This window comes from Chryseobacterium balustinum (assembly GCF_900168205.1).
GTDB lineage: Bacteria > Bacteroidota > Bacteroidia > Flavobacteriales > Weeksellaceae > Chryseobacterium > Chryseobacterium balustinum.
The window spans coordinates 45,032-70,163 of sequence record NZ_FUZE01000010.1 but is presented as its reverse complement, the minus strand read 5'-3'; the positions used below and the strand labels follow the sequence as shown (position 1 = coordinate 70,163).

Here is a 25,132-nt window from a genome sequence, read left to right as displayed (position 1 = left end):
CATTGAAAGATTTAAACCTTACTAAGATATGGTTTTATAAATAAACGGTATTCAAGATTGATAAATGATTTTAAAGTACCAATTTTTTGGGTAAATGATGCAGAAGCTCTGTGTTGATAATTTCAGCACAGATAGAAGGTTTTTCCCAATGTCCGTTGTGTCCGCAGTCAAGAACATAAGATTTGATATTGGTGCGGTCTGGAAGATTATGGATTGTATTTTCAGTTTTTACGGCATTGTCGTGTTTACCGGCAAGAACTAAAATCCGGCATTCCAGATTTTCTAAAATATGTTTTTTGTCGGTTCTTTCCACCATTCCTTTTATGCAGGCTAAAGCTCCAAGATTATTGGTTGATAATGCAACTTCCAAAGCTGTTTCTATTTTTCCTTCCAGAACATCTCTTTCATTAGGATTAAATAAATTAGGAATTCCCACTCTTGCGTAATGGGCAAAAGCATCTTTTATCACTCTGTAGCTCTTTTTACGCTGTTCTTTTTTCTCTGCATCATCCGGAAAATAAGTAGAGAAAAATAAAGTAAGGCTTTTTAAATAATCAGAAAATTGCTCAGCAAATGCTAAAGAAACGTAACCACCCATTGAATGACCGAGCAAGTGTATATTGTCTAAATTTTGATGGTCTAAAACTTTTTTCACTTCTTCTGCCATCATTTCCATAGTGTGAACTTCAGCTAAGATATCCGATTTTCCATGTCCGGGAAGATCTATTTTGAGTAAAGTAAAATCTTTGGAAAGGTTTTTTTCAAGGTCACTCCAGATTGAAATGTTTTCCATAAAACCATGAAGCAGAACCAATGTCTCTTTTCCTTGTCCTTTTTTTTCAAAATTGAGCATAACTTTAAAATTTTAGTATTGAATGTCGATATAATCTACAAATCCCGAACCATTTACCATATCCTGAAGCCTGTACGTTTTTCCGCCATCTTTAGATGCAAACGTTTTAGTTCCTTTTCTTGTGTAAGGTTTTCCGTTGTCGTTTTCAGGTATTTTTTGGGTGATTTCTCCGGTGAAATTCATGTGTTTTGGTGAAACGACTTGTATAAAGCCTTTAATAGTTACCGAATTATTTCCTGATTTAATGCTTCCTGAAACATCATAATTATCTCTTTCGCCTTCAATTTTTGTAAAATTTACAGATCCTGAATATTTGGATGAACTGTCATTCTGATAAAAGAATTTGTGGCTTCCACTGAAATCTTTAAAACGGTTTTGAGATTTAATGCTGTCGTTCAGTTTTGTTCTTGAAGCGTTGATAGAATCTACAATTTTTGTACTGTCAACTTTATCGTTAACTTCTGTAGTTTCTTTTTTTGAACATGAAAAGCTTAAGATTCCGATTCCTGCTAAAATTAAAATGTTTTTCATCATGGTTTGAAATTTTACGCTCAAATTTATAAAAAAAGAGCATTATAAAAATGCTCTAATGTTTTATTTTACTACGTTTTCGTAAACTTTCTTTTCCCAGGGTTTAATATCGCTTATGCCGTATCGTTCCTTTTTCGAAATCGAAATATTATCCATCATATCTACAAAGTTTTTGTAATTCGCATCATCAGTCGGTTTTACAATAATGGTGAAAATTTCTTTCTTCGGAGCTTTTTCATAAGCATTAGAAATTATTTTTGAAACATTTAAACCATTATAATCTGTTTCTTTTAAACTAGCTTCTGTAAGGTCTTTTTCATTGCTTTGATGATAAAAAATTCTGTTATTTTCCCCAATAATAAAAGTGATTTGATTTCTGTAATCAATATCATAGTTTGTAAGAATAGGATTGGGATCTTTTGCCGGCAAGCCGAGATCCATTACATTAGGTTTTGTAAAACTTGATGTAAACATGAAAAACATCAATAATAAAAAATTTAAATCGACCATCGGAGTCATATCGATTTTAATAGGTTTCTTGTTTTGCTTGCCTCCGGATTTTTCTCGTGTAATAACTTCAGCCATAATTCAGTTTTTTAAATGTTGAACAAAATTTTAAAATCAATGAAATTTTATTTCACTTTAAATTGATTCGATGCAAAGTTTATACCTAAATTTTCAATTTAGTGTTAAATTATCGAAATTAATATTTGTTTTAATAATTTATTGGTATATCCATTAAAAAAGCCTTATCAAAATGAATTAATAAGGCTAAATTTTATAATTGATGATCTTATTTATTATTCTTAAAATAATTGACACCACATTCCAAGAATTTTTTAAACTTCTCTTTTTCCATATAACCTGAAACCGGAGTATTGATTACTTTTCCATCAGGAGTTAAAAGAACGTAATGAGGCTGCGAATTATTATTAAAATTAGCGGTTTGGAATAAACTCCATCTGTCACCAATTGTTTTCACTTTCTTCACCTGTCCGTCTCCTAAATCGATTTTAGTTTTTTGGTCTTCAGGAAGCTCTTCTTTGTCGTCTACGTAAAGAGAGGCAAGTACAACATCATTCTGAAGAATTGGTAAAATATCCGGCTCGCTCCAAACAAATTCTTCCATTTTTCTGCAGTTTTCACAGCCGTACCCTGTAAAGTCAATTAGAATTGGTTTGTTTTCTTTTTTGGCGAGTTCAATAGCATTAAAGAAATCATGTTCAGGATGCATTCCCAGAATTCCGTCTTTTTCGTCATGGAAATAACTTACATTCAAAGGAGGCAAAATTCCGCTTAATAACGATAGTTTTGGTCGTTCTGCAGGAATTAATCCTTGAATTAAATACACAACAAAACCAATTCCTAAAACTCCGATGATCTTTCTTGTAATAGAAATTTTCGGTTTCTTGTCATCGTGAGGGAATCTTATCAATCCGAATAAATAAATAACCAATCCAATCGCAACTACGATCCAGATTGCGATAAACAGTTCTCTTTTAATTAAGAATGTTTTAGAAACTAAATCTGCTTTTGATAAGAATTTTAAAGCCAAAGCCAATTCCACAAAACCTAAAACTACTTTCACGGTATTCATCCATCCTCCCGATTTTGGAAGACTTTGTAAAGCCTGCGGGAATAACGCCAGTAATCCGAAAACAATCGCCCAAGCCAATCCGAAACCTGCCAAAGCAAACGTTAGTAACATTGGAACGTTTGCCGAACCTGTAATGGCACTTCCCAATAAACTTCCCAAAATAGGACCTGTACAAGAGAAAGAGACAATTACCAAAGTTAAAGCCATAAAGAAAATACCAATCATTCCACCTGCTTCTTCTGCTTTTGAAGATTTATTGGCAATCGAACTTGGTAATGTTATGTCGTAGTATCCGAAGAAACTTCCTGCAAAGAAAATAAAGATGATAAAGAAAACGATATTCAGCCAAACGTTGGTAGAAATTTCGTTGAAAATATTTCCTGCGATTCCATCAATTAAATGGAAAGGAAGACTTAATAAAACAAAAATTAAAAGAATGAAAAACCCATACACCAAAGCGTCTCTTTTCCCTTTTGCCGGATTTTTATTTCCTTTTGTAAAGAAAGAAACCGTTAATGGAATCATCGGGAAAACGCATGGTGTTAACAAGGCGATTAAACCACCAATGAAACCTAATAAAAGATACGTCCAGTAATTTTCATCAATTTTAGATGAACCCGTTCCGCAATCTGTTAATGGTTTTGAGATATCAATAGAAGCTACTTTTAATTGTTTAGGGTCTAATTTTGCAGTCTCAACAATTGTAGAATCTCCTTTTACAGGATTTCCGGTAAGCGTTTCAACAACTTTAGCAGAATCTTTAGTTGCCTCAGTTTTATCATCGGTTACAGCTTCTTCTGTCACTCCTGTCGGAGTAATTTTTTTGTTGAATTCTAAAGTATTCGGAGCAAGACAAACTCTGTCGTCGCAAGTCTGATAAGTGATTTCAGCAACAAGATCTCCTGCTTTCGTAGGGTCTTTTAATTTAAATTTTTGTTTAAAACCAGCAGAGTTGGAATAGTAAATAATCGTTCCGCCAAAAGCTTCAGAAAATTCTTCATGTTTTTTTCCTACTTCATGAAATTTTCCAATCAGTTCTATGTTTTTTCCAGAAACGACATATTCTGTTGGGATTCCTGTGTCTTCCGGGATGTCTCTCGAATAAATGTGCCATCCACTTTCAAGCGTTGCATTCAAAACAGCTTCGTACTGATTGTTGCCCAATTCGTTGACAGTGAATTTGAATTTTACGGGATTTTTTATTTGTGCTGAAATTCCTACAAAAAGCAATAAAAAAGTAAATGTGAGGATTCTCAGAATAGCATTTGACCGCATATGATAAAGGTATTTTTAATTAAATGAATTCTACAAAAATAAAGGTTTAGAATCTCTTACCAAAGTGTAAACTTACTTTAGTTTAAATAAAAAATGAAACTAAAGTTGATTCAAGATATTCTCTAGTGAAGCTCTCTCTTTATAATCCGGATTAAAATGTCTCCACGAAATTTCTTTATTTTCATTAATAATGAACGTTGCAGAAACAGGAAGTCTTCCGGAATGATCCGATCTGCTGTCTGTAAAATCGCCTTTTAATCTTGAATTGTAAAAATCAAGTGTTTTTTGCTCCGGAGTGTAAAGTACATCAAACATTTCGGCAATTTTATAATCTTCATCGTGCAAAACGGTGTAATCTGTTTTTGTTTTAGCGATGGTTTTTTCGATAAACTCAGGTTTTTCTGGCGAAATAATAACTAGTCTTGCGTTTTTTGCTTTTAATTCCGGTGAAATATTTTGCAGGCTTTCAACATATTTGTTGCAGTAAGGGCACCATTGCCCGCGAATGAAAACCAAAACGATTTTCTCCTTTTCTTTTGATAAAGTAAATGTTTTTCCTAAATGGTCTTTAGCAGAAAAATCAGCAACTTTATCTCCGACCATTTTTCCTTTTACCTGGTCGATTGTTTTAACTGTATTTTTTGAAAAAGCTTTATCTAAAACAGCCATCCCGACTCCCGAAAACTGTTGAGCATTGTAATACCCAAAATCATACTGGATTACATCACCATTCTTATCTAAAAATAAAAACGAAGGATAATTGACAATTTTATACTTTTTTACAAGCTGAAGCCCGTCTTTGTCTTTTTCGGCATCAATCGCAAGATTTACAAAGTTTTTATTGAAAAGTTCTCCGATTTTTTCATCAGTAAAGGTATTCTTTTTCATCAGTTTACATGGTCCGCACCAGGTTGTAAATAAATCGATGAAAATGAGTTTGTTTTCTTTCTGAGCAATTTTTTTTGCGGCTTCAAGATTTACATCTTGAAAATTGATGCCTTTTTCTTTTTGCGCACTTACAAAAATTCCTAAAAACAGAAATGTGCTGAATATAATTGTTTTGAACATAATGATTGTTTTTATTAAGTTCTCCCAAAAAGAAAAAAATCACCCGTTGTTTAGATGATTTTTTATAATTTATTGATTTTCAGTTTGAAAAGTTTTGTCTTTTATCTTCCGGATTTGTTCTACACATTTGTATTTTTGGTTTTGCGCATTGTGCTTGCTGGAGTATTTGTATTTATCCTGAATCTCTTCAATGCTTTTATTTTTTATGAAAATATCCTGAATTAAATTTTGACAATGTGAAGAAATAGCTTTCATATATCCCGTTAGCTTTTCCCAATAATATTTTTCATTTTCAATGGCAGAATTAATTTCCTGCTGATTTTCTATGAAATAAGTATCCGGAAATTCTATATAAAAATTTCTGTTTTTTAGTCTTTTCAACCATAGATTTTTAGAAATTCCTACAATATAATTTCCTAAGCAAGTGTAAGCTTCAAAATTATCGCGATGTAGTTTTTCGTAAAGAATAAGCAGCGAATCCTGAAAAATATCTTCTGCGTCCTCAGATTTTCCTTTGTTATTAAGAATGTATTTTTTTACATAAACAAAATAATTTTGATACAAAATACCGAAAGCTGCATTGCTGTTTTTTTTGAAATCTTCTATGGCTAAAGAATTGGTTGTTCTTCTGTCCATTGTACTGTTGTTGTTTTTTGTGTGTTGACTTCTGCCTCAAATCTACGATCTTGTCTTAAAGGAACGATTCCTAAAATTTGATCTTCAGCATCGCACAAAACCCATATTTTTTCTTTAGTTAAAACAGATAATTTTTCATCCCTGAAAAACTTAGAAACCTTCTTTTTTCCTGAAAAACCTGAAGGGTAAAACTCATCACCATCTTTTTGCTTTCTTAGAGACAAAGGAAATTGAAGTTTGTCTGTATCAAAAACCCAATTAAAACAGTTGCCATCTGGAATATAACTTTTGATATTGATCGTTACCTGATCTTGATGAAAATCAAAATTATTGAGCAAAATTATTTCAGGATTAATTTCTCTCGAAAGGTTTTTTAATTTTAAAATTAAACCTTCTCTATCAACGGTTAAATGATAATCTTCTGAAAAAAAAGAGCTTCCGTTTTCTGCCGAGAAAATTTTCTGAATTTCTTCCGTTCGTTTAAAACCATATTTTTTTAAAATCTCAAACTTTACGAAATCGCTTTGCTGAGCCAGCTTTTCTTTTGATAAGATTTTGTGCTCTTTGTTAAATACAGAAAAATTTTTTTCTATGATCTCAATTTGGTCGTGTACAAAATCTTTGGTCTGATTCAGGAAAGAAATGCTTTTTCTAAAGTTTTCTAAAAACTGATCGTTGGTCTCAGAAAGTTTCGGGACGATTTCATTCCTGATTTTATTTCTCAGATAATCACTTTTTTTATTAGAAAGATCTTCACGAAATATAATATTGTTTTCTTTAGCAAATTGATAAATTTCGTCTTTTGAAAAATTCAGCAACGGTCTTAAAATATTATTTTCATTGGCCGGAATTCCGCTTAAGCCATTAATGCCCGAAGCTTTTGAAAGATTGATAATAAATGTTTCCAACTGATCATTCAGGTGATGAGCGGTTACCAAAAAATCTAAATTTTCTTTTTTTTGAATTTTTCGGAAGAACTGATAACGAAGTTCGCGCGCCCAAAGCTGAATAGAATTTTCCGGTTTCTCATCTTTCTCCGAAACTTGATATAAATGAAATTTAATATTATGCTTCTTGCAGAAATCTTCCACTACTTTCTGATCAGAATCAGAATCTTCACCACGAAGTTTATAATTAATATGCGCAACTTGAAATTCTAAACCTGAATTTCGTAATTCATTAAATAGATAGCCTAAAACCATAGAATCTGCGCCTCCGCTTACCGCCAAAAGATAGGTTGGGTTATCTGATAATTGAGTAAGATTTTGAAACTGTTTTTCGAATGCAGATTGTGTAAGCATAATGCTCAGAATTTCTTTTGTACAAAGATAATCCTATTTATTAAAATGAATTTTGTTACCTTTGAAATCGTTTAAAAAGTTTATTTATGAAGATTTTTAAAATTTTAGTAGCTTCAGCGGTGGTGTTAGGAATGACATCTTGCGTTAGTAAGAAGCAGTATGATGCTCTAAGTGGCAACTACAAACAGTGTATTGAAAATATTGGTGAGAGACAACGTGAAATTCAGGATCTGAAAGGTCAGAATTCTACATTGACGGCGGAAAATAACTTATTAAAAAGTCAGCATGATGCTTTGAAATCATCTTTGGATGCTTGTCTTTCAAATACCGGAAAAAGCTCATCGAATATTGATAAATTGGTTGGTGAAATCAATGCATCAAACTCTTATATCAAACAGCTTATTTCTGCAAATGCGAAAAATGACAGCTTAAATTTGGCGTTATCAAACAAGCTAAAAAGATCTTTGGATAACATGGCTGATCAGGATGTTCAGGTAAAAGTTCTTAAAGGTGTTGTGATGATTTCATTGTCAGATAAATTGTTATACAAAACTGGTGACTACAATGTTTTACCTGCAGCTCAAGAAGTTTTGGGGAAAGTAGCAAAAGTAATCAACGATTATGATAAATATTCTGTATTGATCGAAGGAAATACAGATAACGCACCATTAAGCTCTGTAAACTTGCCAAGAGACAACTGGGATCTTTCTGCATTAAGAGGTACAGCAATTGCTAAAGTATTGCAAAGTCAGTTTGGAGTAGATCCTGCAAGAATTACAGCAGGAGGTCGTTCTGAATACAATCCTAAAGCGACAAACATGAGCGTTTCTGGAAGAGCTGAGAACAGAAGAACCGAAATTATCATCATGCCTAAGCTGGACGAGTTTATGAAATTGATGGATATTGCTCCTAAAAAGTAATAAAACAAAATTTAAATAAAAAATTCCGATAATCACTTATCGGAATTTTTTTTTGTCAAACTACATCTTCTTTTTTTAAGAATTTTATAATTTGATCCCAGAAATAACTGCGTTTTCTTTTTGGGAAATTATTTTTTGTGGATGACTTGGTGTTCGTGTAATTCTTATCGTCATTCACGGGTAATAAATTTGTTTTCATCATCTTCATTTAAGTATTTTTACCTCCTTCTCTGTTTTTGCAGTGCCGCAAAGTTATTGAGCTTTCGCCAACAAAACAATCCGTATTTTTACGGATGTTTTGTTGAGAAGCATTCGTAATAAGACACCGAATTATTTTAATTAAATTTGAACAAATAAAAAATCATGAGTTTTTTTGAAGAAAAAAATCCTGAAATGGATCGATATCTGGAAAATCACGCTTCTTCTGAGCCTGAAAACCTTAAAAAATTAAGAAGAGAAACTTTTCAGAAAACCACTCAGCCGCATATGATTTCCGGTTATCAACAGGGAAGGCTTTTAACGATTGTTTCTAAAATGCTGAATCCTAAAAATGTTTTAGAAATAGGTACTTTTACAGGTTATGCTACACTTTGTTTGGCAGAAGGTCTATCTTCTGATGGAAAAATAACGACACTTGATGTAAATGAAGATTTGGCTTATCTTCCCAAAAAACATTTCTCGGAAAGTAAATTTTCAAAACAAATTAATTTTCAAATTCAGGATGCAAAAGAGTTTCTGCGAAATACCGATGAGGTTTTTGATCTGATCTTTATTGATGCTGATAAAGAAAATTATGCAGAATATTTCAGATTAATTAAACCAAGAACAAAATCTGGCTCTGTAATTTTATTTGATAATGTACTTTGGTATGGTAAAGTTTTAGAAGAAAATCCTAAGCAAAAATCTACACAGATTATTAAAGAGCTTAATGATTTGGTGGCAAAAGATGATGATTTTGAAAATCTTATTTTACCTTTGCGTGACGGAGTGAATTTCCTCAGAAGGAAATAATTTGAAGTTGAGTTTAAGTTTAAGGTTAAAATTTTATAGTATTATTTTTCTCAACCTAAGCCTTAACCTTTTAATTAAAATACAATGAATAAAGGAATTTGTACAGTAACTGTTGCGCCTGTTCGTGCTGAAAATTCAGATAAAGCTGAAATCGTTACCGAGATTTTGTATGGTGAAAGTGCAGATATTTTGGAAGTAAATAAAAACTGGACAAAAATAAAAATGCACTACGACGGTTATGAAGGCTGGATGGATACCAAACAAATCAAACCTGTCACTGAAGAATATCTTGCCAACAGAAAAGTAAATTTAATTACGGAAGATTTTTCGTCGGTAATGACTCTTGAGGGGAAAACATTATTGTCAATGGGTTCTGAAGTCGAGTTTCCTGCAGTTGCATCAAGAAGAAGCCACGATGTACGTGAAAGTATTGCTTTGACAGCTAAAGAATTTCTCAACATCCCTTATTTGTGGGGTGGGAAAAGTTTTTTTGCAGTTGACTGTTCCGGATTTGTACAGTTGGTTTATAAAATCCATAATGTAAAAATGCCCAGAGATACTTATCAACAGGCGGAAGTAGGGGAGACTTTGAGCTTTGTAGAAGAAAGTCAACCTGGAGATTTAGCTTTTTTTGAAAATTCTGAAGGCAAAATTATCCACGTCGGAATTATGCTTGAAAATCAGAAAATAATTCATGCTTCCGGAAAAGTGAGAATAGATACGCTCGATTCTAGTGGAATTTTTAATAAAGAGATGAATAAGCATACTCATAAACTAAGGGTTATTAAAAGCATCCTTTAATCTTTATGGAAAGCATTATTTATACTGTCTTTGATATGCTGAACTTAGTGTTAATCCTTTTTTTATGGATTTATACTTTAAGAATATTTAAAAAACTACCGGAAAAAATCCCTACCCATTTTGATTTTGAAGGAAAACCAGATTCTTTTGGTGGAAAAAGATTTATTTATTTTCTGCCTATTTTGTCATTGATATTTTACATCGCTTTTTATTTTATCACCAGAAACCCCGAGTCTGGAAATTTTCCTGTTGAGATTACCACGGCCAACAATGAAATTCAGTTTTTCATCATGATTCTTTTGATGAAATGGCTTATGTTTCTCGTTGTGCTTTTGTTTTTAAATCTTCAGGATTATACGATTAGATATAGTTTTAATGCTGACTCAAAAGCGAGAGTTCATATCTTATTATTTATTCCCTTTATTTTTATAAGTGTCATGGTGGCGATTGTCATGGCTTATATTTATGAATAAAAACCAATATCTTTTTTAAAACTAATAATGAAAACAACAAAAACATTAGCTCAAATCTCAAGTTCAAAAGGGTTTCAGCTCTCAGAAATTTTGGTGAGCTGGCAATACTATACTGAAGAAACAGTAATTTTAGCGTATTTAGAAATCAAAAGAAGAGGAATTCAGATCAATGAAGAAATAGAAAAGCTAGTTACTGCATTTTCTGAAGCTCAAGGAAAACCCATTTCCCAGCTTGAAACAGAATTATTTGAAACTAAAAATGTAGCGAATTATCAGGAGTATTATCAATCTTTGCCTAAGTTTTCTGAAACAGTAAATGACGAAAGTAAAAGGCTTGAAAAATTGAGAAGAGATCAAATGTTCCAAAGAGAAGTGATAGAAAAAAAACAGGCGAATAAAGATATTCTCTATGGTGGATTATGGTTTGGAGGTGGTCTTGTGGTAACTTTAGTTTCTGTGGCAAGCGGAAAAGGAGGTCCTATTGCTTACGGGGCAGTACTTTTGGGCGGAATTCAGTTTTTTAGAGGTTTAATGAAAAGCTAATGATTTTTTTATACAACATATTTATAAATTTCCTCATTTTCGGAATGAAGGTTTTGTCGTTGTTTAATGATAAAACTAAAAAAGGCGTTGAAGGCAGAAAGCAATCTTTAGAGCTTGTGAAAAAAGCATTTTCAAAGACTGATAAAATTTTGTGGATGCATGCTGCAAGTCTTGGAGAATACGAGCAAGGGCTTCCTGTTTTAGAAAAACTTAAAGAAGAATTTCCGACCCATAAAATTTTGATTACCTTTTTTTCACCTTCCGGATATGAAAATGTGGTTAAGAAAAAGCATATTGCAGATGCAGTTTGTTATCTTCCTTTCGATAGAAAAAGTACCGTAAAAGAATTTGTTTCTCAGTTTGACTGCGAATTGTTTTTCACCGTAAAATACGATTATTGGTATAATCTTCTGGATGAACTTAAACGTAAAAATGTAAAAACTTTTGTAATTTCAGCATTGTTTTATGAAAGACAGTCTTTTTTTACAACGTATGGAAAGTGGTTTGTAAAACAGCTGACGCAGAATATAACATGGTTTTTTCATCAGACACAGCATTCTTATGTTTTAGCTAAAAGTATTGGCCTACTAAATTCTTCGGTGACTGGAGATACTAGATTTGACAGGGTAAAGCAATTGAGACTTAGAAATAATCATGTTGATTTTGTTGAAGAATTTCTCGGAAAAGAAAAGGGAATTGTTTTTGGAAGCTCATGGCAAGCGGAAGAAAAAATCGCAAAAATAGTTTCAGAAAAAAATGAGCGTTTAAAAATAATTATTGCTCCACACGATTTGAAAAGAGTAGAAAATTTAAAAGAAATTTTTCCTACTGCGGTTTTATATAGCGAATTGCAAAAAGACACTCAGACACTCAAGCACTCGAATGCTCAAACCTTAATCATAGACAGTATCGGGATTCTTTCAAAACTCTATTCTTACGCTGATATTGCAGTTGTTGGAGGTGGTTTTCATGATGCAGGTCTTCACAATATTCTGGAAGCAGCAACTTTTGGTGTTCCTGTGATCTTTGGCAATAAGTACAAGAAAAACCCTGAAGCTGATCAATTAATTTTGGATGAAGGAGGTAAGCCTTTTGAAAATGAAAATTCGGCGGCTCAATTTGTTTTAGATCTATTTAAAGATGAAAAAATGCTTTTAGAGATGTCTGAAAATGCTGAACAATTTGTGATTAAACAACCTTATTCTTCAGAGCTCATTCTTCAGAAAATCTTATCACTTTAAAAATCCCTGGTTCTTAATATCTTTGATGATCAAATCAAAATGTTCTGGAATTCTATCGGCATTGAACCAGTTAAAATCTACTCCATTGTTGATAAATAGTTTCTCAAGATAAATATTAGCAGTGATTTTCTCGTGTGCAACTGAAAGATACTCATCGATTTCCATCCAATAATCTTCATCTAGTTTTTTAGTTAAAGCTAGAGATTTTACAACTTTATTGATGATATAAAGATAAAGTTTGTAGATATCGTTAAATCTCTGTCGGCTCAGTTTTTCATTACTTTCCAGGATTTCGTTGATCAATAAAAGGTTTAAACTAATATCACCAAATTTATCGGTCGTCACTTTTACGTGTTCGGTAATTTGAGCGCTTATTTTTCGGATCAGTACAATGAAATATTTTTGATTACTGATGTATTTAGAAGCATATTCTACCTTTTCCTTAATTAATTCTTCCATTGCATCGCGTTTCTGATCAACGGTTTCTTCATCGATTAATTCAAAATATAATTTTTTAGATAAAATTTCATCCTTTCTGAGTAATCTGAAAATTAATCGGTCTTTTTCTACCGGTGAAAGTTGACTTAATGCTGTTTTAAATTCTTTAGAATACTCCATTAATTAAATATTTTCGAATATTTTATAAATCCGTTTAATGCCCAGTTTGCGGTGTAATAAAGAGATTTTAAGGTAGAAAATTTCATAAAATCTTTATAAACAAGATACTGATCTTTTACAATATTCTGTTTTTTTCTAGAGATACTGTTTTCACGCATCCTGTATTTTGCCATTGTTTTCGGAAGTGGTTTTCCTGTAGGAATTTTCTTTAATAGATTTAACCACATTACATGATCTTCCCTCTTGCTGTCTTCCGGGAAGAATTCTTTTCCCACTCTTTGCGAATCGTACATCGATGAAAGAAGAGAAAACCTGCAGGTTTTCAATAAATTATTAAAAGTAACTTCTTTATCGGCTTTAAAATCTTCAATTTTTGGAACTAAATTTTCATCACATCTTGCATAATTAGAATAAGCAATTTCTGCATTTTCACGCTTCATAAAATTAATCATTTCTTCAAGAAAATTGGGTTCCCAAAAATCATCAGCATCAAGAAAAGTAATAAATCTTCCGGAAGCTTCCTGTAGAGAAAGGTTTCTTGCATGACCTGCACCGCCATTTTTTTTAGCAATAATTAATTTTACTCGGGAGTCTTTATGTTTTTGAATGATTTCAACGGAATTATCTGTCGACTGATCATCTGTAATGAGCCATTCCCAATCGGTAAACGTTTGATTCATTACCGAGCTGATGGTTTCTTCTAAAAAAGGAGAAGAATTGTAACAAGGGGTAATGATGGAAACTTCTGGCACGTATTTTTTTACAAATATAAGGCTTTGTGAATATATTTTCTTCGGAGAATTTTTAAGGAAATGTAAATTATAGTTCAAAATTCAAAAAAAATGATTGGATTTTTAAAAAAAATCATAATTTTAACCCTTGAAAAATTTGATCTATGAAGAAATTAGCATTATTTGCAGGATTATCATTATTAGCTTTTACAGGATGTAACGACGACGACGTGTCAGAACAGATATTTCCTATTGTAGGAACTTGGTCTCCAACCACAGAAGTAAGAACACAGGTTCCCGCTGACGGAGTCGGGTTTTCTGACGAAATAACATATACAGACTGCCAGAAAGAAGGAAGATGGGTTTTTAATGAAAATTCTTCGGGTAAAAGAACCAATAGAGATATGGCAGGAAATCCTGCAATATGTAGTACAATTTCTGAGCGTAACTTCACTTATGTGTATAACTCTTCTGAGAAAAACTTCGAGATCAAATATCAGGGAACTGTAGTTTCAGATAAAGGTAAAGTGACTTTGCTAAACGCTGAAACTTTAAATCTGAAAATTGAAGATACTACAGATCCTACTATATATAAGTCTACAACGTATACTTTCAAAAGAATTCCGCAATAATAATCAGTGTTTCGATTCTAATATATAATCTCATCTTTTTGGTGAGATTTTTTTGTTTATAAGAATTACATTGTAATTAATTCAAAATTCAATTTACATTAATTTTATAATCATTAATTTTGTGAAACTAGATTGAGAATTGATAGTGAAATTAATTCTAATATCTAATATCTAAAGTCTAACATCTAACATCTATAATAAAAAGTGTTTTACGATCATCAGCAGATAGAAAAAAAGTGGCAGAAATACTGGGAAGACAATCAAACGTATAAGACTTCCAATAACACAGACAAACCAAAATTTTATGTTCTCGATATGTTTCCGTATCCGTCGGGTGCGGGGCTTCACGTAGGCCATCCGCTTGGGTATATTGCATCAGATATTTACGCAAGATATAAAAGACATCAGGGTTTTAATGTTCTCCACCCGGTTGGGTACGATAGTTTTGGGCTTCCTGCTGAGCAATATGCAATTCAAACTGGTACGCACCCCGCAGTTACTACTGAGCAAAACATTACAAGATACGAAGAGCAGTTAAGAAAAATAGGTTTCTCTTTTGACTGGAGTAGGGAAGTGAGAACTTCTGATGCTTCTTATTATAAATGGACCCAATGGATTTTCATTGAGCTATTCCATTCTTGGTATAATAAAGATACCGACAAAGCTGAATCTATCGAAACTTTAATCAAACATTTTGAAGAAAAAGGAACGGAAGGATTAAATGCCAATCAAAACGACGAATTAAATTTTACAGCAGAAGAATGGAAATCTGCTTCTGAAATTGATAAAGAAGATATTCTTTTAAATTACCGTTTAGCGTATAGAGCAGAAACGACGGTGAACTGGTGTCCAGCCCTTGGAACTGTTTTGGCAAACGACGAAATAAAAGACGGAAAATCTGAAAGAGGAGGCTTCCCTGTTTTTCAAAAGAAAATGATGCAGTGGAGCATGAGAATTTCTGCTTACTCTGAAAGATTATTACAAGGTCTAAAAACTTTAGACTGGCCACAACCTTTGAAAGATTCTCAAGAATACTGGATTGGAAAATCTCAGGGAGCACAGGTTCAATTTAATATTGATGGGCATGATGAAATCGTTGAGGTTTTCACCACACGCCCTGATACTATTTTTGGAGCAACTTTTATGGTTTTGGCGCCGGAGAACCCTTTAGTCGAAAATATTACTACAGCCGAACAAAAAGCTGAAGTAGATACCTACATAGAAGAAACTTCCAAGAAAACTGAAAGAGACAGGATGTCTGATGTGAAAAACGTTTCAGGTGCTTTCACAGGAACTTATGCAATCAATCCGTTTAGCGGAGAAAAAATGCCGATCTATATTTCAGATTACGTATTAATGGGTTACGGAACGGGAGCTGTAATGGCTGTTCCTGCACATGACGACCGTGACCATAGGTTTGCGAAAAAATTTAATTTAGAAATTAAAAAAGTTGTAGAAACAGAAGAAGACGTTCAGGAAAAATCTTTTGATTCTAAAGATTCTGTTTGCGTAAATTCTGATTTCTTAAACGGATTAAAATATAATGAAGCTAAAGCATTAATTATTGATGCTATCGAGAAAAAAGCAATCGGCCACGGAACTACGAATTACAGACAGCGTGATGCGATTTTTTCAAGACAAAGATATTGGGGAGAGCCCGTTCCTATATATTATAAGGATGGAATGCCTTATACTTTACCAAATTCTGCGCTGCCTCTAGAACTTCCTGAAGTTGAAAAATATTTGCCAACAGAAGATGGTGATCCGCCATTAGGAAATGCAAAGACATTTGCTTGGGACGAAGCGAACCAAAAAATTGTTGATACTAATTTAATTAACGATAAAACTGTTTTCCCATTAGAATTATCTACCATGCCAGGTTGGGCGGGAAGCTCTTGGTACTTCCTTAGATATATGGATCCTAATAATGATGAAGTTTTCACAAACAAAAACTTATCAGATTATTGGGGGCAGGTAGATTTATATATTGGCGGTAGCGAACATGCGACTGGTCACTTATTATATTCTCGTTTCTGGAATATGTTCTTAAAAGACAGAGGGTATATTAATAATGATGAGCCTTTCCAAAAATTGATCAATCAAGGAATGATTTTGGGAATGAGCGCTTTTGTGTATAGATTTAATTACAATTCTACAATTGACAATGAATTAAAATCAGTTTTTATTTCTAAAAACCTTGTTGATAACCTTGTTAAAGGAAATAATGTAGACTTACTAACTAATTTTATTTCTAAAAATATTGGATTTGATCTGAAATCAAATTTGGTTTTAACAAAAGATAGCTTTCAACAAATCCACGTTGATGTATCTTTATTAAAAGGAACATCTGACGAATTAGATACTGAAGCATTTAAATCTTGGAGACCAGATTATACTGATGCCGAATTTATTTTAGAAGAAGGAAAATACATCACAGGTCGTGAAGTAGAAAAAATGTCTAAGTCTAAATACAATGTTGTAAATCCTGATGATATTTGTAATGAGTATGGAGCAGACGGTTTAAGATTATATGAAATGTTCTTAGGTCCATTAGAACAATCCAAGCCTTGGAATACTCAAGGATTAAGTGGAGTGTATGGTTTCTTGAAGAAGTTCTGGAATCTTTATTTCAATGAAGATACTTTTGAAGTTTCTGAAGAAGAACCTACGAAAGCAGAATATAAAGTATTGCATACCTTAATAAAGAAAGTAGTTTACGATATCGAAAACTTCTCTTTCAACACTTCTGTGTCATCATTTATGATCGCTGTAAACGAATTACAGAAATTAAAATGTAACAAACGCAATATTTTAGAGCCTTTAGCCGTTATAGTTTCCCCTTACGCTCCACATATTTGCGAAGAGGTATGGAATTTGCTTGGAAATAACTCTTCAATTGAATTTGAAAAGTTCCCAATTTTGAACGAAGATTACTTAATTGAAGACGAAATTGAGTACCCTGTAAGTGTAAATGGTAAGATGAAATTTAAAATATCTCTTCCTGCAACATTATCTGCTAAAGAGGTTGAAGATTTAGTGCTTCAAAATGAGAAAATGGGAGCTCTCTTGGAGGGTAAAACTCCTAAAAAAATCATCGTAGTGCCAAAAAAAATCGTTAATATCGTAATTTAAAAGAAATTTAACATTGGTAAAATGAAAATTTTAGAGTATTTAAATTTTTGATTTTCTAACGTATTTTGTGAAATTAGAAAATATTAATAAAATATTTAAATATAATTGCGATATCGGAATCTTATCAAATTATCATTATGAAAAAAAGGCAAAATGTTATTTGATACTATTGGATTTTAATTAATTTTGCCTTTATTTTACAACTTTAAAATTTTAAAACAATATAATTTAGTTAAATATGGAAATGAATGTTTCAAAAAATGATGAGCAAGTAGTTGCTAGAAAAGCAGGAGGTCTTAATCCAGCTGTAATTATTCCTATTCTATTAGTTATAGGAATTTGTATTTGGTTATTCGTATTGGGTAGCCCGGGTAACTTTAAAGCTGATCCAAGATTGGCAGGTGCGTCAGTAGCGTTTTCTGATGTTGAAGGTAAAGAGATGCATCCTGAAGGATTTTTAGGTATGATCTACATGGGAGGTATTATTGTACCATTATTGGTAACATTCATGATTACTGTAATCGTTTTCTCATTTGAAAGATATTTTGTTTTAAGCAAAGCTTCAGGTGCAGGTAACGTAGATAACTTCGTAGTAAAAGTAAGAAGTTTATTAAATAGCAATAAAGTTGACGAGGCTTTAGAAGAGTGCGACAGACAACAAGGTTCTGTAGGGAATGTTGTAAAAGAAGGTCTTACTACTTACAAAGCTTTAGCTCACGATACTACTCTTAACAAAGAGCAGAAAATGGTTGCTCTAAACAAAGCTATCGAAGAGGCTACAACTCTTGAAATGCCAATGTTAGAGAAAAACATGATGATTCTTTCTACTTTAGGTACTGTTGCAACATTAGTAGCACTATTGGGAACAGTAATCGGGATGATTAGAGCATTCTTCGCTTTAGGAGCTGGAGGTGGTACTCCTGATGCAGCTGCATTATCAATCGGTATCTCTGAAGCATTGATTAACACGGCATTAGGTATTGGTACTTCTGCAGTAGCGATTATCCTTTACAACTTCTTTACTTCTAAAATTGACGGATTGACTTATAAGATCGACGAGATCGCTATGAGCATTCAGCAGTCTTTTGCAGAATTTCACTAAGAAATAGTGGAGCTGTGTTTTTACACAAAAAAAGAAGTTTTAATAATTAGATAATAAATAATGGCGAGAATAAAACCAAAAAGACATGGTGTAGTTACGGATATGACCGCAATGTGCGACGTTACGTTTCTACTACTTACGTTCTTTATTATGACCACTCAGTTCAAAAAACCTGATGTGGAGCAGATCAAACCGCCATCTTCAATCTCAGAGAAGTTACTTCCTGATGCAAGCTTAATGACTATTAATGCTACACCAGACGGGAAATTTTACTTCCAGCCTGTAGAAAATGCAACAGAGAGATTACAGCTTTTAAAGAAAATGGGTGAAAAGTACAATGTTACTTTTGATGATAAACAAAAAGCTTCATTCCAAAAAGTACAGTCTATTGGTGTTCCTATGAACCAATTGAGAAGCTATTTGGATTTGCCAGAAGATGAGCAGAAAAATTATAAGAGTCCTACTGGGATTCCTATGGATAGTACAAATAAGCAGTTAACTGACTGGGTAGAACAAAGTTTAAGCGTAAATCCTGATTACAAATTAGCAATCAAGGGTGACGTTACAACAGAATATCCTAAAGTGAAAAGTTTATTTGAGGGTTTAAGAGATATTAACTTTCTTAAATTTTGGTTGATTACGTCACAAGAAGGTAAACCTAACGAATAATTAAGAATAAGAAATGGCACAAGTACAAGTACAGGAGAAGAGCGCCAAAGGTGGCAAAGTTCGCTCCAAGAAAAACAACCCTGCCGTCGATATGACGCCAATGGTTGACCTTAATTTCTTACTATTGATGTTCTTTATGTTTACATCAACATTTAGTAAACCGAATGTGATGGATTTAGGGCTTCCCGCAAAACCGGATCCCACTAAACCTCAACCACCACCAAATGAAATCGATTTATCCAATTCTATTACTTTGCTTTTAGGAAAAGATAATAGAGTATTTTGGCATCAGCAAGACCAAGCAGGTCTTAATGATCAGACAATGACTGAAACTTCTTTAGACAGAGAAGGGATTAGAGAAATTATCAAGCAAGCAAAAGCCAGAGCTAAAAAGAAAGATCTGTTTACAGTGATTATTAAGCCAACGGATGATGCGGTATATAAAAACTTTGTAGACATTCTTGACGAGATGGCAATTACAAAAAGCGAAAGATATGGGGTAACCGATCTTAAGCCTTATGAAAAAGCTGTTTACGATAAGAAAGTGGGTAACTAATTTGTTACTGCAAAGTGTTTAACATTTAAATTTGCAATACAATGGCAGATGAAAATATATACAGTCAGAATCTTACTTTAGACGAGATTGTATTTGAAAATAGAAATAAAGCATATGGTGCTTACGATCTTAGACATCAGTATCCTAGATTACTGACAAAGTCTTTTATTATTGGTACAGGATTGTTCTTGGTGACTGCTTTATCTCCTTTTATTTATATGACTATTAAGAGTATGAATGAAAAGGAAGCTGTAGAGGTGAAATCTGATTTGGTTGAAATTATCGAAGAAGATCCTATCATTGAACAGCCGAAAGAAGAGGAACCACCTCCACCACCTCCGCCAGTAGAAGAGGAAAAGATTGAAATTATTCAGAATGTTGTTCCGGAACCGGTGAAAGCTCCTAAAATTGAGACGCCACCACCACCAATTTCTGAGCAGCTAAAAACCACTACAGGTGCTGTATCTCAAGATGGAGTAAAAGCTCCTGCTTATACTCCACCACCACCGCCGCCATCTACAGGTACTAAAGCTTCAACAGCTGAAGTTAAGCCTCAGGTGAGTGATACTCAGGTGTATAGTGAGGTTGAGCAGACTGCAGAATTCCCTGGAGGAATTAATGCTTTCAGAAGAAAAGTTCAAGATAATTTTGATTCTTCGGCAATTGAAGGTGCTGATGGAGTTGTAAAAGGAGAAATTACTTTTGTTGTTGAGAGAGATGGTAGTATTACAGATATTAAAGTAAACGGTAAAAATTCCGATTTTAACTCTGAAGCTGTAAGAACTGTAAAATCGATTAAAAACAAATGGGCTCCTGCAAAAATTAATGGTCAATCTGTTCGTTACAGATACAGACTTCCATTAGCGATGCAACCGCCAGAATAAGTTATTAGTTTATTTTAAATAATAATTAAAAAAGAGAAGCTTATGCTTCTCTTTTTATTTTTTTTAATATTTTTGTTGTATGATGTTCAACTGGTTATCTTTAGTCGCAGGAATTTGTTACGTAGCCCTAGGAATCGTAATGATGGTTTATAAATTCCTCGAGCCAATATATGCATACGCTCTGGGAGCTGTATTAATACTTTACGGAATCTTCAGAATCTGGAGAGCAATATCTAAATTCAGAAATACAGCCGAAGATGAAGATTAGTCGCTTTTTTTTATTAGTTTTCTTCGCAGTTTTGATTATAAACTGTTCAAAAAAAGTAGAAAGTACCGTATCCTATAATAAAGGGGAAATGACAATTTTAACGGATGAATCTTTTAAAAGTGTTACAGAAGCTTTAGCAGAAGGGTATATGATTAGTTATCCAGACACTAAAATAAAAGTGGTGACTAAAAAAGAAGACTTAGGTTTTCTTGATTTATTGAATAATAAAGCAAGAATTGTAGTGATGTCTAAAGTATTATCTTCCGAAGAGGTTAAAGCCTACGAAGAAAAAGTAGATATGAAGATAGAACCTGCAAAATTTGCAGCAGATGCTGTCGTATTTTTTGTACCTAAAAATTCTGATAAAGAAAGTATTACAATGGAAGAAATAACTTCCGGTTTGCAGTCTGATGATAAGAATTTTGTATTTGACGGAACCAATTCTAGTAACCTTAATTTTGTTGCTCAAAAGCTAAATAAACTTCCTAAAGATTTAAAGTTTTCAATTATTCCAGGAAGTGTAAATGTTATTGAAGAATTGAGTAAATATCCGAATAAAGTAGGGGTGATTGGGCTAAATACAATCAGCAGACCCTATGATAAAGAAGCTGAAAAGCTAAGAGGAATGATAAAAATTCTTCCTGTAGTAAGTGAAGGAAAATCTTATTCTCCTGATTTTAGTGGACTTCGTGAGATGAAGTACCCATTCACCAGAGTTTTGTATTTCCTTACCAATGAAGGTAGTTTTAATATCGCCAATGGTTTTATAAGATATTCTTGTACCCATTTGGGACAGAAAATTGTTCAGAAAGAAGGTTTACAACCTTATAATATTTATCCGAGACAAGTACAAATGCGTTAAAAAATATTAAAAAATAGCAACTTTCAAACCTATTTATTATATTGGTCTGAAAATTGTGTATTTGTAATGTGTTTTATTTAGAATACTGATTTTTAAAATAATAATGAAAGATATAATGATTATGAATGTAAAGAAGATTGCTTTAGGAGCATCAGTGGTATTTTTTACCAATTTTGCCTTTGCACAGACGTTGCAGGATGGTATTAACAGCATAGATAGCGATAAATTTGCAGCTGCGAAGACCAATTTCACGTCTATGATTGCAAAAGAACCTACAGCAGAAAATTATTTCTACCTAGGAAATACTTTTTTAAGACAAAGTGAGCCAGATTTTGCAGCAGCTACAGAAAACTTCAATAAAGGTTTAGCTGCAGATAAAAAAAGCTACTTAAATCAAATTGGTTTAGCTGCGGTTAAGCTTGGTAAAGGTGATAAATCTGCTATCGCAGAGATTCAGAAAGTAGTTACAGATTCTAGGGAAAAAGATGCAGCAGTATTGTTTAGAGCTGCTGAAGCATTGACTTTGTTTGAAAAAAATAACGCTCCAGATTTAGCTATTCAATTTTTGAATAAAGCTATTGAAAGAGCCTCTAGAAAAGAAGTTCCTGCATACTATTACTATACTTTAGGAGATGCATACAGATTAAAAAGAGTTCCTGGAGATGCAATGACAGCATATGACAACGCATTACCGTTAGCTAAAAATAAAGCTTCAGTGTATACAAGAATTGGAACTTTATGGATGGCTGCTCAGCAATGGCAACAAGCAAAAACAAGCATCGAGAAAGCAATTTCAACCGATCCTACATATGCGCCTGCTTACAAAGCTTTAGCTGCTTATGATATTAAATATCAGGAGAATGCAAAAGCAACTCAGGATTTGATTAATTATACAAAGTATGCTGATGAGGATCCTTATACTCAATTAGAAATTGCAAAATTGTACTTTACTAACGAAGATTATGCAAATTCTAAAATGATTTTAGATAAAATCTTTGATAAAGTTGACGATCCTATTAAATTCAAATTAAGAGCATATGTAAATTATGCAGACGGTCAATATGCAGAAGCAAAACAAAACATGGATTCTTTCGTATCTAAAGCTGAAAAATCTAGAGTTCAACCTGCAGATCAAGGATTGATGGGATTAATCGCTGCTGGTTTGGCTAAAACTGAAACTGATGCAGCTAAAAAATCAGCTTTACAGGCAGAAGCACAACAAAAAATTGCTATTGCAAAAGCCGCTAAAGACCAAACAATGAAGTGGGATTTGGAAATAATTAAAATTAATGGTGGTGGTGCTACGCAGGCAAGTATTAATGAAGGACCAACTTCTCCTGAAGTAGAGGCTGCAAAAAAAGAAGTAGCTGCCAATCCTGAAAGCTCGGATGCATTGTACAAACTTGCGAATGCTTATCAAGATGTGAAAAACTGGGATGGAGCTATATTAACTTGGCAGAAAATGAGCAGTTTATTACCTGATTGGGCGCCTGCTTATTACAGCCAAGGATATGCGTACCAACAGAAAGGAAATAATGAGACCGCAAAAGTTTCTTATGAGAAATTTATTGCAACGGTAAAACCTGCTGAGGTTGAAACTAACAAGCAAACTCTTGCGTATGCTTATTTTGCAGTAGCATATCTTGAAAAAGATAAAGACTTGGCTAAAGCTAAAGACTATGTTGCAAAATCTTTACAGTTGGATCCTTCTTATCAGGATGCTGTGAAATTAAATGCAGAAATCAATAAATAATTTAAAAATTAAATTATTCAGATATAAACTTCCCATTCGTAATGTTTGGGAAGTTTTTGTTTAAATCTTATCTTTGAATTAATATATTGCCTGTTTAAAACTAAAAATAATCAAACCGGCGATTGTATTATTTAAATTATTATCTAATTATGAAAACAGATATACTTGCTTTTGGGGCTCATCCTGATGATGTTGAATTAGGATGTGGCGGAACAATAGCTAAATTAATTTCGGAAGGAAAAACCATCGTTATTGTTGATTTAACTAAAGGTGAATTGGGAACAAGAGGAACTGACCAAACTAGAAAAGAGGAAGCAACTGAAGCTGCCAAAATTTTAGGAGTAGCTGCAAGAGAAAATTTAGGATTAAAAGATGGTTTCCTTGTCAATTCTGAAGAATATCAGATGGAGATTGTAAAAATGATCCGCAAATATAGGCCAGAAATCGTTTTAGCCAACGCAATTGATGATAGACATCCAGATCATGCAAAAGCTGCAAAATTAGTGTCGGATGGGTGCTTTTTAGCTGGACTAATAAAAATTGAAACTGTTTTAAACGGCCAAGTTCAGGAAGTGTGGAGACCTAAGCAAGTTTTTCATTATATTCAGTGGAAACATATTCAGCCAGAATTTGTTATTGATATTTCAGAACATCTTGAGAAAAAGCTGGAAGCTTGTATGGCATTTAAAACTCAGTTTTATGACCCCACTTCTAAAGAACCTGAAACTCCGATTACGTCAAAAGATTTTTATGAGAGCTTAACGTACCGTGCTCAGGATTTAGGAAGGCTTTCGGGAGTTGCTTATGCTGAGGGATTTACGTCTGAGAAGTTAATTGCTTTGAAAAATTTTGATGGAATTGTTTGGTAATTAAAAATTCTTTCCTATATTTGCACCACCAAAAACGGTGATTGTAGCTCAGTTGGTTAGAGCGCCGGATTGTGGTTCCGGAGGTCGGGGGTTCGAGACCCCTCATTCACCCTATAAAGTACACTTTTACAGTGTACTTTTTTTGTTTTTACAACTTCGCTCATTTAGATTTCTATATCTTAACGATTTGTTTTCTCCAAAATAAATAATATTCAATTGATCATTATACTCAAATAGATAACGGTTTTTGATTTAAATTTTAAGTTCTTTAAAAAAAAATATTCCGAATAGATGTGAAATATCATTTACGGAAAGTGAAAAATTTGTTATATTTATTTCCATATCAAATTCTCATATGAAAATAAATGTTACAGTGAAGCAATTGGGACGGAAGCATCCTATTCTTACTACAGAACCACTTGAAATTGCTTTTGATGGCAGTGATATTTCATTAGAAAATTTATTAAGACTAGTGGTTCGGCAACAAGTGGAGACATTTAATGTAAAATCATTTGAGTGGGAAGACGAAGACTATGCAAAAATTCCTACCGAAAACTACCTGAATATTCTTACTGACACAGGAAAGGTAGGTTTCGGAAGCATTTACAATCAGAAAAAAGCAGATTTAGAGAAAGCGCAGGAAAACGTAATTCAGGCTTTTGAAGATGGGATGTTTGCTGTCTTTTATAATGACGAACAATTAGATAATCTCACCCAGAATATCAACCTCAGTTTACAGCATACACTCACTTTTATTAGGCTTACTTTTCTTGCAGGAAGCTATTGGTAATAAATTACAAACACAT

General features: G+C 33.1%; 26 protein-coding genes and 1 tRNA gene. 18 read left to right on the top strand and 9 right to left on the bottom strand.

All coding sequences use genetic code 11. The annotated features are described in order from the left end of the window. Positions 1-70: 70 nt before the first annotated feature. From B5X64_RS12805 to tilS, 7 genes are all read right to left on the bottom strand, one after another. Entirely contained in the window at positions 71-853 is a 783-nt protein-coding gene (locus tag B5X64_RS12805; protein ID WP_079465631.1) for an alpha/beta fold hydrolase, read from the bottom strand. Between the two features lie 12 nt (positions 854-865). After that, positions 866-1,387 carry a hypothetical protein gene (locus B5X64_RS12800; RefSeq protein WP_079465630.1) on the bottom strand — a complete coding sequence of 174 codons (522 nt, stop codon included), beginning with the start codon at positions 1,385-1,387 and terminating at the stop codon, positions 866-868. 60 nt (positions 1,388-1,447) lie between these two features. Further along, positions 1,448-1,969: an ExbD/TolR family protein gene (locus B5X64_RS12795; RefSeq protein ID WP_079465629.1), complete on the bottom strand. Its 522-nt coding sequence runs from the start codon at positions 1,967-1,969 to the stop codon at positions 1,448-1,450. A gap of 208 nt (positions 1,970-2,177) precedes the next feature. Continuing rightward, complete coding sequence (locus B5X64_RS12790; protein WP_079465628.1) at positions 2,178-4,256, bottom strand: protein-disulfide reductase DsbD family protein; 2,079 nt, start codon at positions 4,254-4,256, stop codon at positions 2,178-2,180. A gap of 99 nt (positions 4,257-4,355) precedes the next feature. Then, positions 4,356-5,324 (bottom strand): redoxin domain-containing protein, encoded by a 969-nt coding sequence (locus B5X64_RS12785; RefSeq protein WP_079465627.1) that lies wholly within the window; start codon positions 5,322-5,324, stop codon positions 4,356-4,358. Between the two features lie 69 nt (positions 5,325-5,393). After that, complete coding sequence (locus B5X64_RS12780) at positions 5,394-5,960, bottom strand: RNA polymerase sigma factor (protein WP_079465626.1); 567 nt, start codon at positions 5,958-5,960, stop codon at positions 5,394-5,396. Continuing rightward, positions 5,933-7,261 carry a tRNA lysidine(34) synthetase TilS gene (gene tilS, locus B5X64_RS12775; protein WP_079465625.1) on the bottom strand — a complete coding sequence of 443 codons (1,329 nt, stop codon included), beginning with the start codon at positions 7,259-7,261 and terminating at the stop codon, positions 5,933-5,935. Before tilS ends, B5X64_RS12780 begins: the two co-directional genes overlap by 28 nt. A gap of 86 nt (positions 7,262-7,347) precedes the next feature. Between tilS and B5X64_RS12770 the strand changes: the two genes are divergently transcribed. From B5X64_RS12770 to B5X64_RS12745, 6 genes are all read left to right on the top strand, one after another. Then, positions 7,348-8,181: an OmpA family protein gene (locus tag B5X64_RS12770; RefSeq protein ID WP_079465624.1), complete on the top strand. Its 834-nt coding sequence runs from the start codon at positions 7,348-7,350 to the stop codon at positions 8,179-8,181. Positions 8,182-8,544: 363 nt separating this feature from the next. Continuing rightward, a complete protein-coding gene (locus tag B5X64_RS12765) occupies positions 8,545-9,192 on the top strand; it encodes an O-methyltransferase (protein ID WP_079465623.1) in 648 nt (215 codons plus the stop codon). An 84-nt stretch (positions 9,193-9,276) separates the two neighbouring features. Further along, the gene (locus tag B5X64_RS12760; RefSeq protein WP_079465622.1) at positions 9,277-9,993 is read left to right on the top strand and encodes a C40 family peptidase; all 717 of its coding nucleotides are present in this window, start codon (positions 9,277-9,279) and stop codon (positions 9,991-9,993) included. A 5-nt stretch (positions 9,994-9,998) separates the two neighbouring features. Next, positions 9,999-10,466, top strand: coding sequence for a DUF1648 domain-containing protein (locus tag B5X64_RS12755; protein WP_079465621.1), 468 nt, complete (start codon positions 9,999-10,001; stop codon positions 10,464-10,466). Between the two features lie 27 nt (positions 10,467-10,493). Then, entirely contained in the window at positions 10,494-11,009 is a 516-nt protein-coding gene (locus B5X64_RS12750; protein WP_079465620.1) for a hypothetical protein, read from the top strand. After that, the gene (locus B5X64_RS12745) at positions 11,009-12,250 is read left to right on the top strand and encodes a 3-deoxy-D-manno-octulosonic acid transferase (RefSeq protein ID WP_079465619.1); all 1,242 of its coding nucleotides are present in this window, start codon (positions 11,009-11,011) and stop codon (positions 12,248-12,250) included. Before B5X64_RS12750 ends, B5X64_RS12745 begins: the two co-directional genes overlap by 1 nt. Here the strand turns inward: B5X64_RS12745 and B5X64_RS12740 are convergent. Both B5X64_RS12740 and B5X64_RS12735 read right to left on the bottom strand, forming a co-directional pair. Continuing rightward, positions 12,242-12,868, bottom strand: coding sequence for a deoxyuridine 5'-triphosphate nucleotidohydrolase (locus B5X64_RS12740; protein ID WP_079465618.1), 627 nt, complete (start codon positions 12,866-12,868; stop codon positions 12,242-12,244). The genes B5X64_RS12745 and B5X64_RS12740 overlap by 9 nt on opposite strands. Further along, complete coding sequence (locus tag B5X64_RS12735; RefSeq protein WP_079465695.1) at positions 12,868-13,620, bottom strand: glycosyltransferase family 2 protein; 753 nt, start codon at positions 13,618-13,620, stop codon at positions 12,868-12,870. The genes B5X64_RS12740 and B5X64_RS12735 overlap by 1 nt, the downstream gene beginning before the upstream one ends. 143 nt (positions 13,621-13,763) lie before the next feature. Between B5X64_RS12735 and B5X64_RS12730 the strand changes: the two genes are divergently transcribed. The 12 genes from B5X64_RS12730 to B5X64_RS12675 all read left to right on the top strand — a co-directional run bounded on the left by B5X64_RS12730 (position 13,764) and on the right by B5X64_RS12675 (position 25,116). Further along, a complete protein-coding gene (locus tag B5X64_RS12730; protein WP_079465617.1) occupies positions 13,764-14,231 on the top strand; it encodes a lipocalin family protein in 468 nt (155 codons plus the stop codon). Between the two features lie 204 nt (positions 14,232-14,435). Then, a complete protein-coding gene (locus B5X64_RS12725) occupies positions 14,436-17,363 on the top strand; it encodes a leucine--tRNA ligase (protein WP_079465616.1) in 2,928 nt (975 codons plus the stop codon). Positions 17,364-17,601: 238 nt separating this feature from the next. Beyond that, complete coding sequence (locus tag B5X64_RS12720; RefSeq protein WP_076560271.1) at positions 17,602-18,465, top strand: MotA/TolQ/ExbB proton channel family protein; 864 nt, start codon at positions 17,602-17,604, stop codon at positions 18,463-18,465. A gap of 60 nt (positions 18,466-18,525) precedes the next feature. Then, positions 18,526-19,134 (top strand): ExbD/TolR family protein, encoded by a 609-nt coding sequence (locus B5X64_RS12715; protein WP_079465615.1) that lies wholly within the window; start codon positions 18,526-18,528, stop codon positions 19,132-19,134. Positions 19,135-19,147: 13 nt separating this feature from the next. Beyond that, positions 19,148-19,690, top strand: coding sequence for an ExbD/TolR family protein (locus B5X64_RS12710; protein ID WP_079465614.1), 543 nt, complete (start codon positions 19,148-19,150; stop codon positions 19,688-19,690). 41 nt (positions 19,691-19,731) lie between these two features. Further along, complete coding sequence (locus tag B5X64_RS12705; RefSeq protein ID WP_079465613.1) at positions 19,732-20,574, top strand: energy transducer TonB; 843 nt, start codon at positions 19,732-19,734, stop codon at positions 20,572-20,574. Positions 20,575-20,653: 79 nt separating this feature from the next. After that, on the top strand, positions 20,654-20,842 hold the full coding sequence (locus tag B5X64_RS12700; RefSeq protein WP_228418902.1) for a DUF308 domain-containing protein: 189 nt from the start codon (positions 20,654-20,656) through the stop codon (positions 20,840-20,842). 88 nt (positions 20,843-20,930) lie between these two features. Next, entirely contained in the window at positions 20,931-21,704 is a 774-nt protein-coding gene (locus B5X64_RS12695) for a PstS family phosphate ABC transporter substrate-binding protein (protein WP_420808111.1), read from the top strand. A 103-nt stretch (positions 21,705-21,807) separates the two neighbouring features. Then, positions 21,808-23,457 carry a tetratricopeptide repeat protein gene (locus tag B5X64_RS12690; protein ID WP_079465610.1) on the top strand — a complete coding sequence of 550 codons (1,650 nt, stop codon included), beginning with the start codon at positions 21,808-21,810 and terminating at the stop codon, positions 23,455-23,457. A gap of 149 nt (positions 23,458-23,606) precedes the next feature. Next, positions 23,607-24,326, top strand: coding sequence for a bacillithiol biosynthesis deacetylase BshB1 (gene bshB1 / locus B5X64_RS12685; protein ID WP_079465609.1), 720 nt, complete (start codon positions 23,607-23,609; stop codon positions 24,324-24,326). Between the two features lie 36 nt (positions 24,327-24,362). Next, a tRNA-His gene (locus B5X64_RS12680) sits at positions 24,363-24,438 on the top strand. 243 nt (positions 24,439-24,681) lie between these two features. Then, entirely contained in the window at positions 24,682-25,116 is a 435-nt protein-coding gene (locus tag B5X64_RS12675; protein WP_079465608.1) for a hypothetical protein, read from the top strand. Positions 25,117-25,132 lie beyond the last annotated feature (16 nt).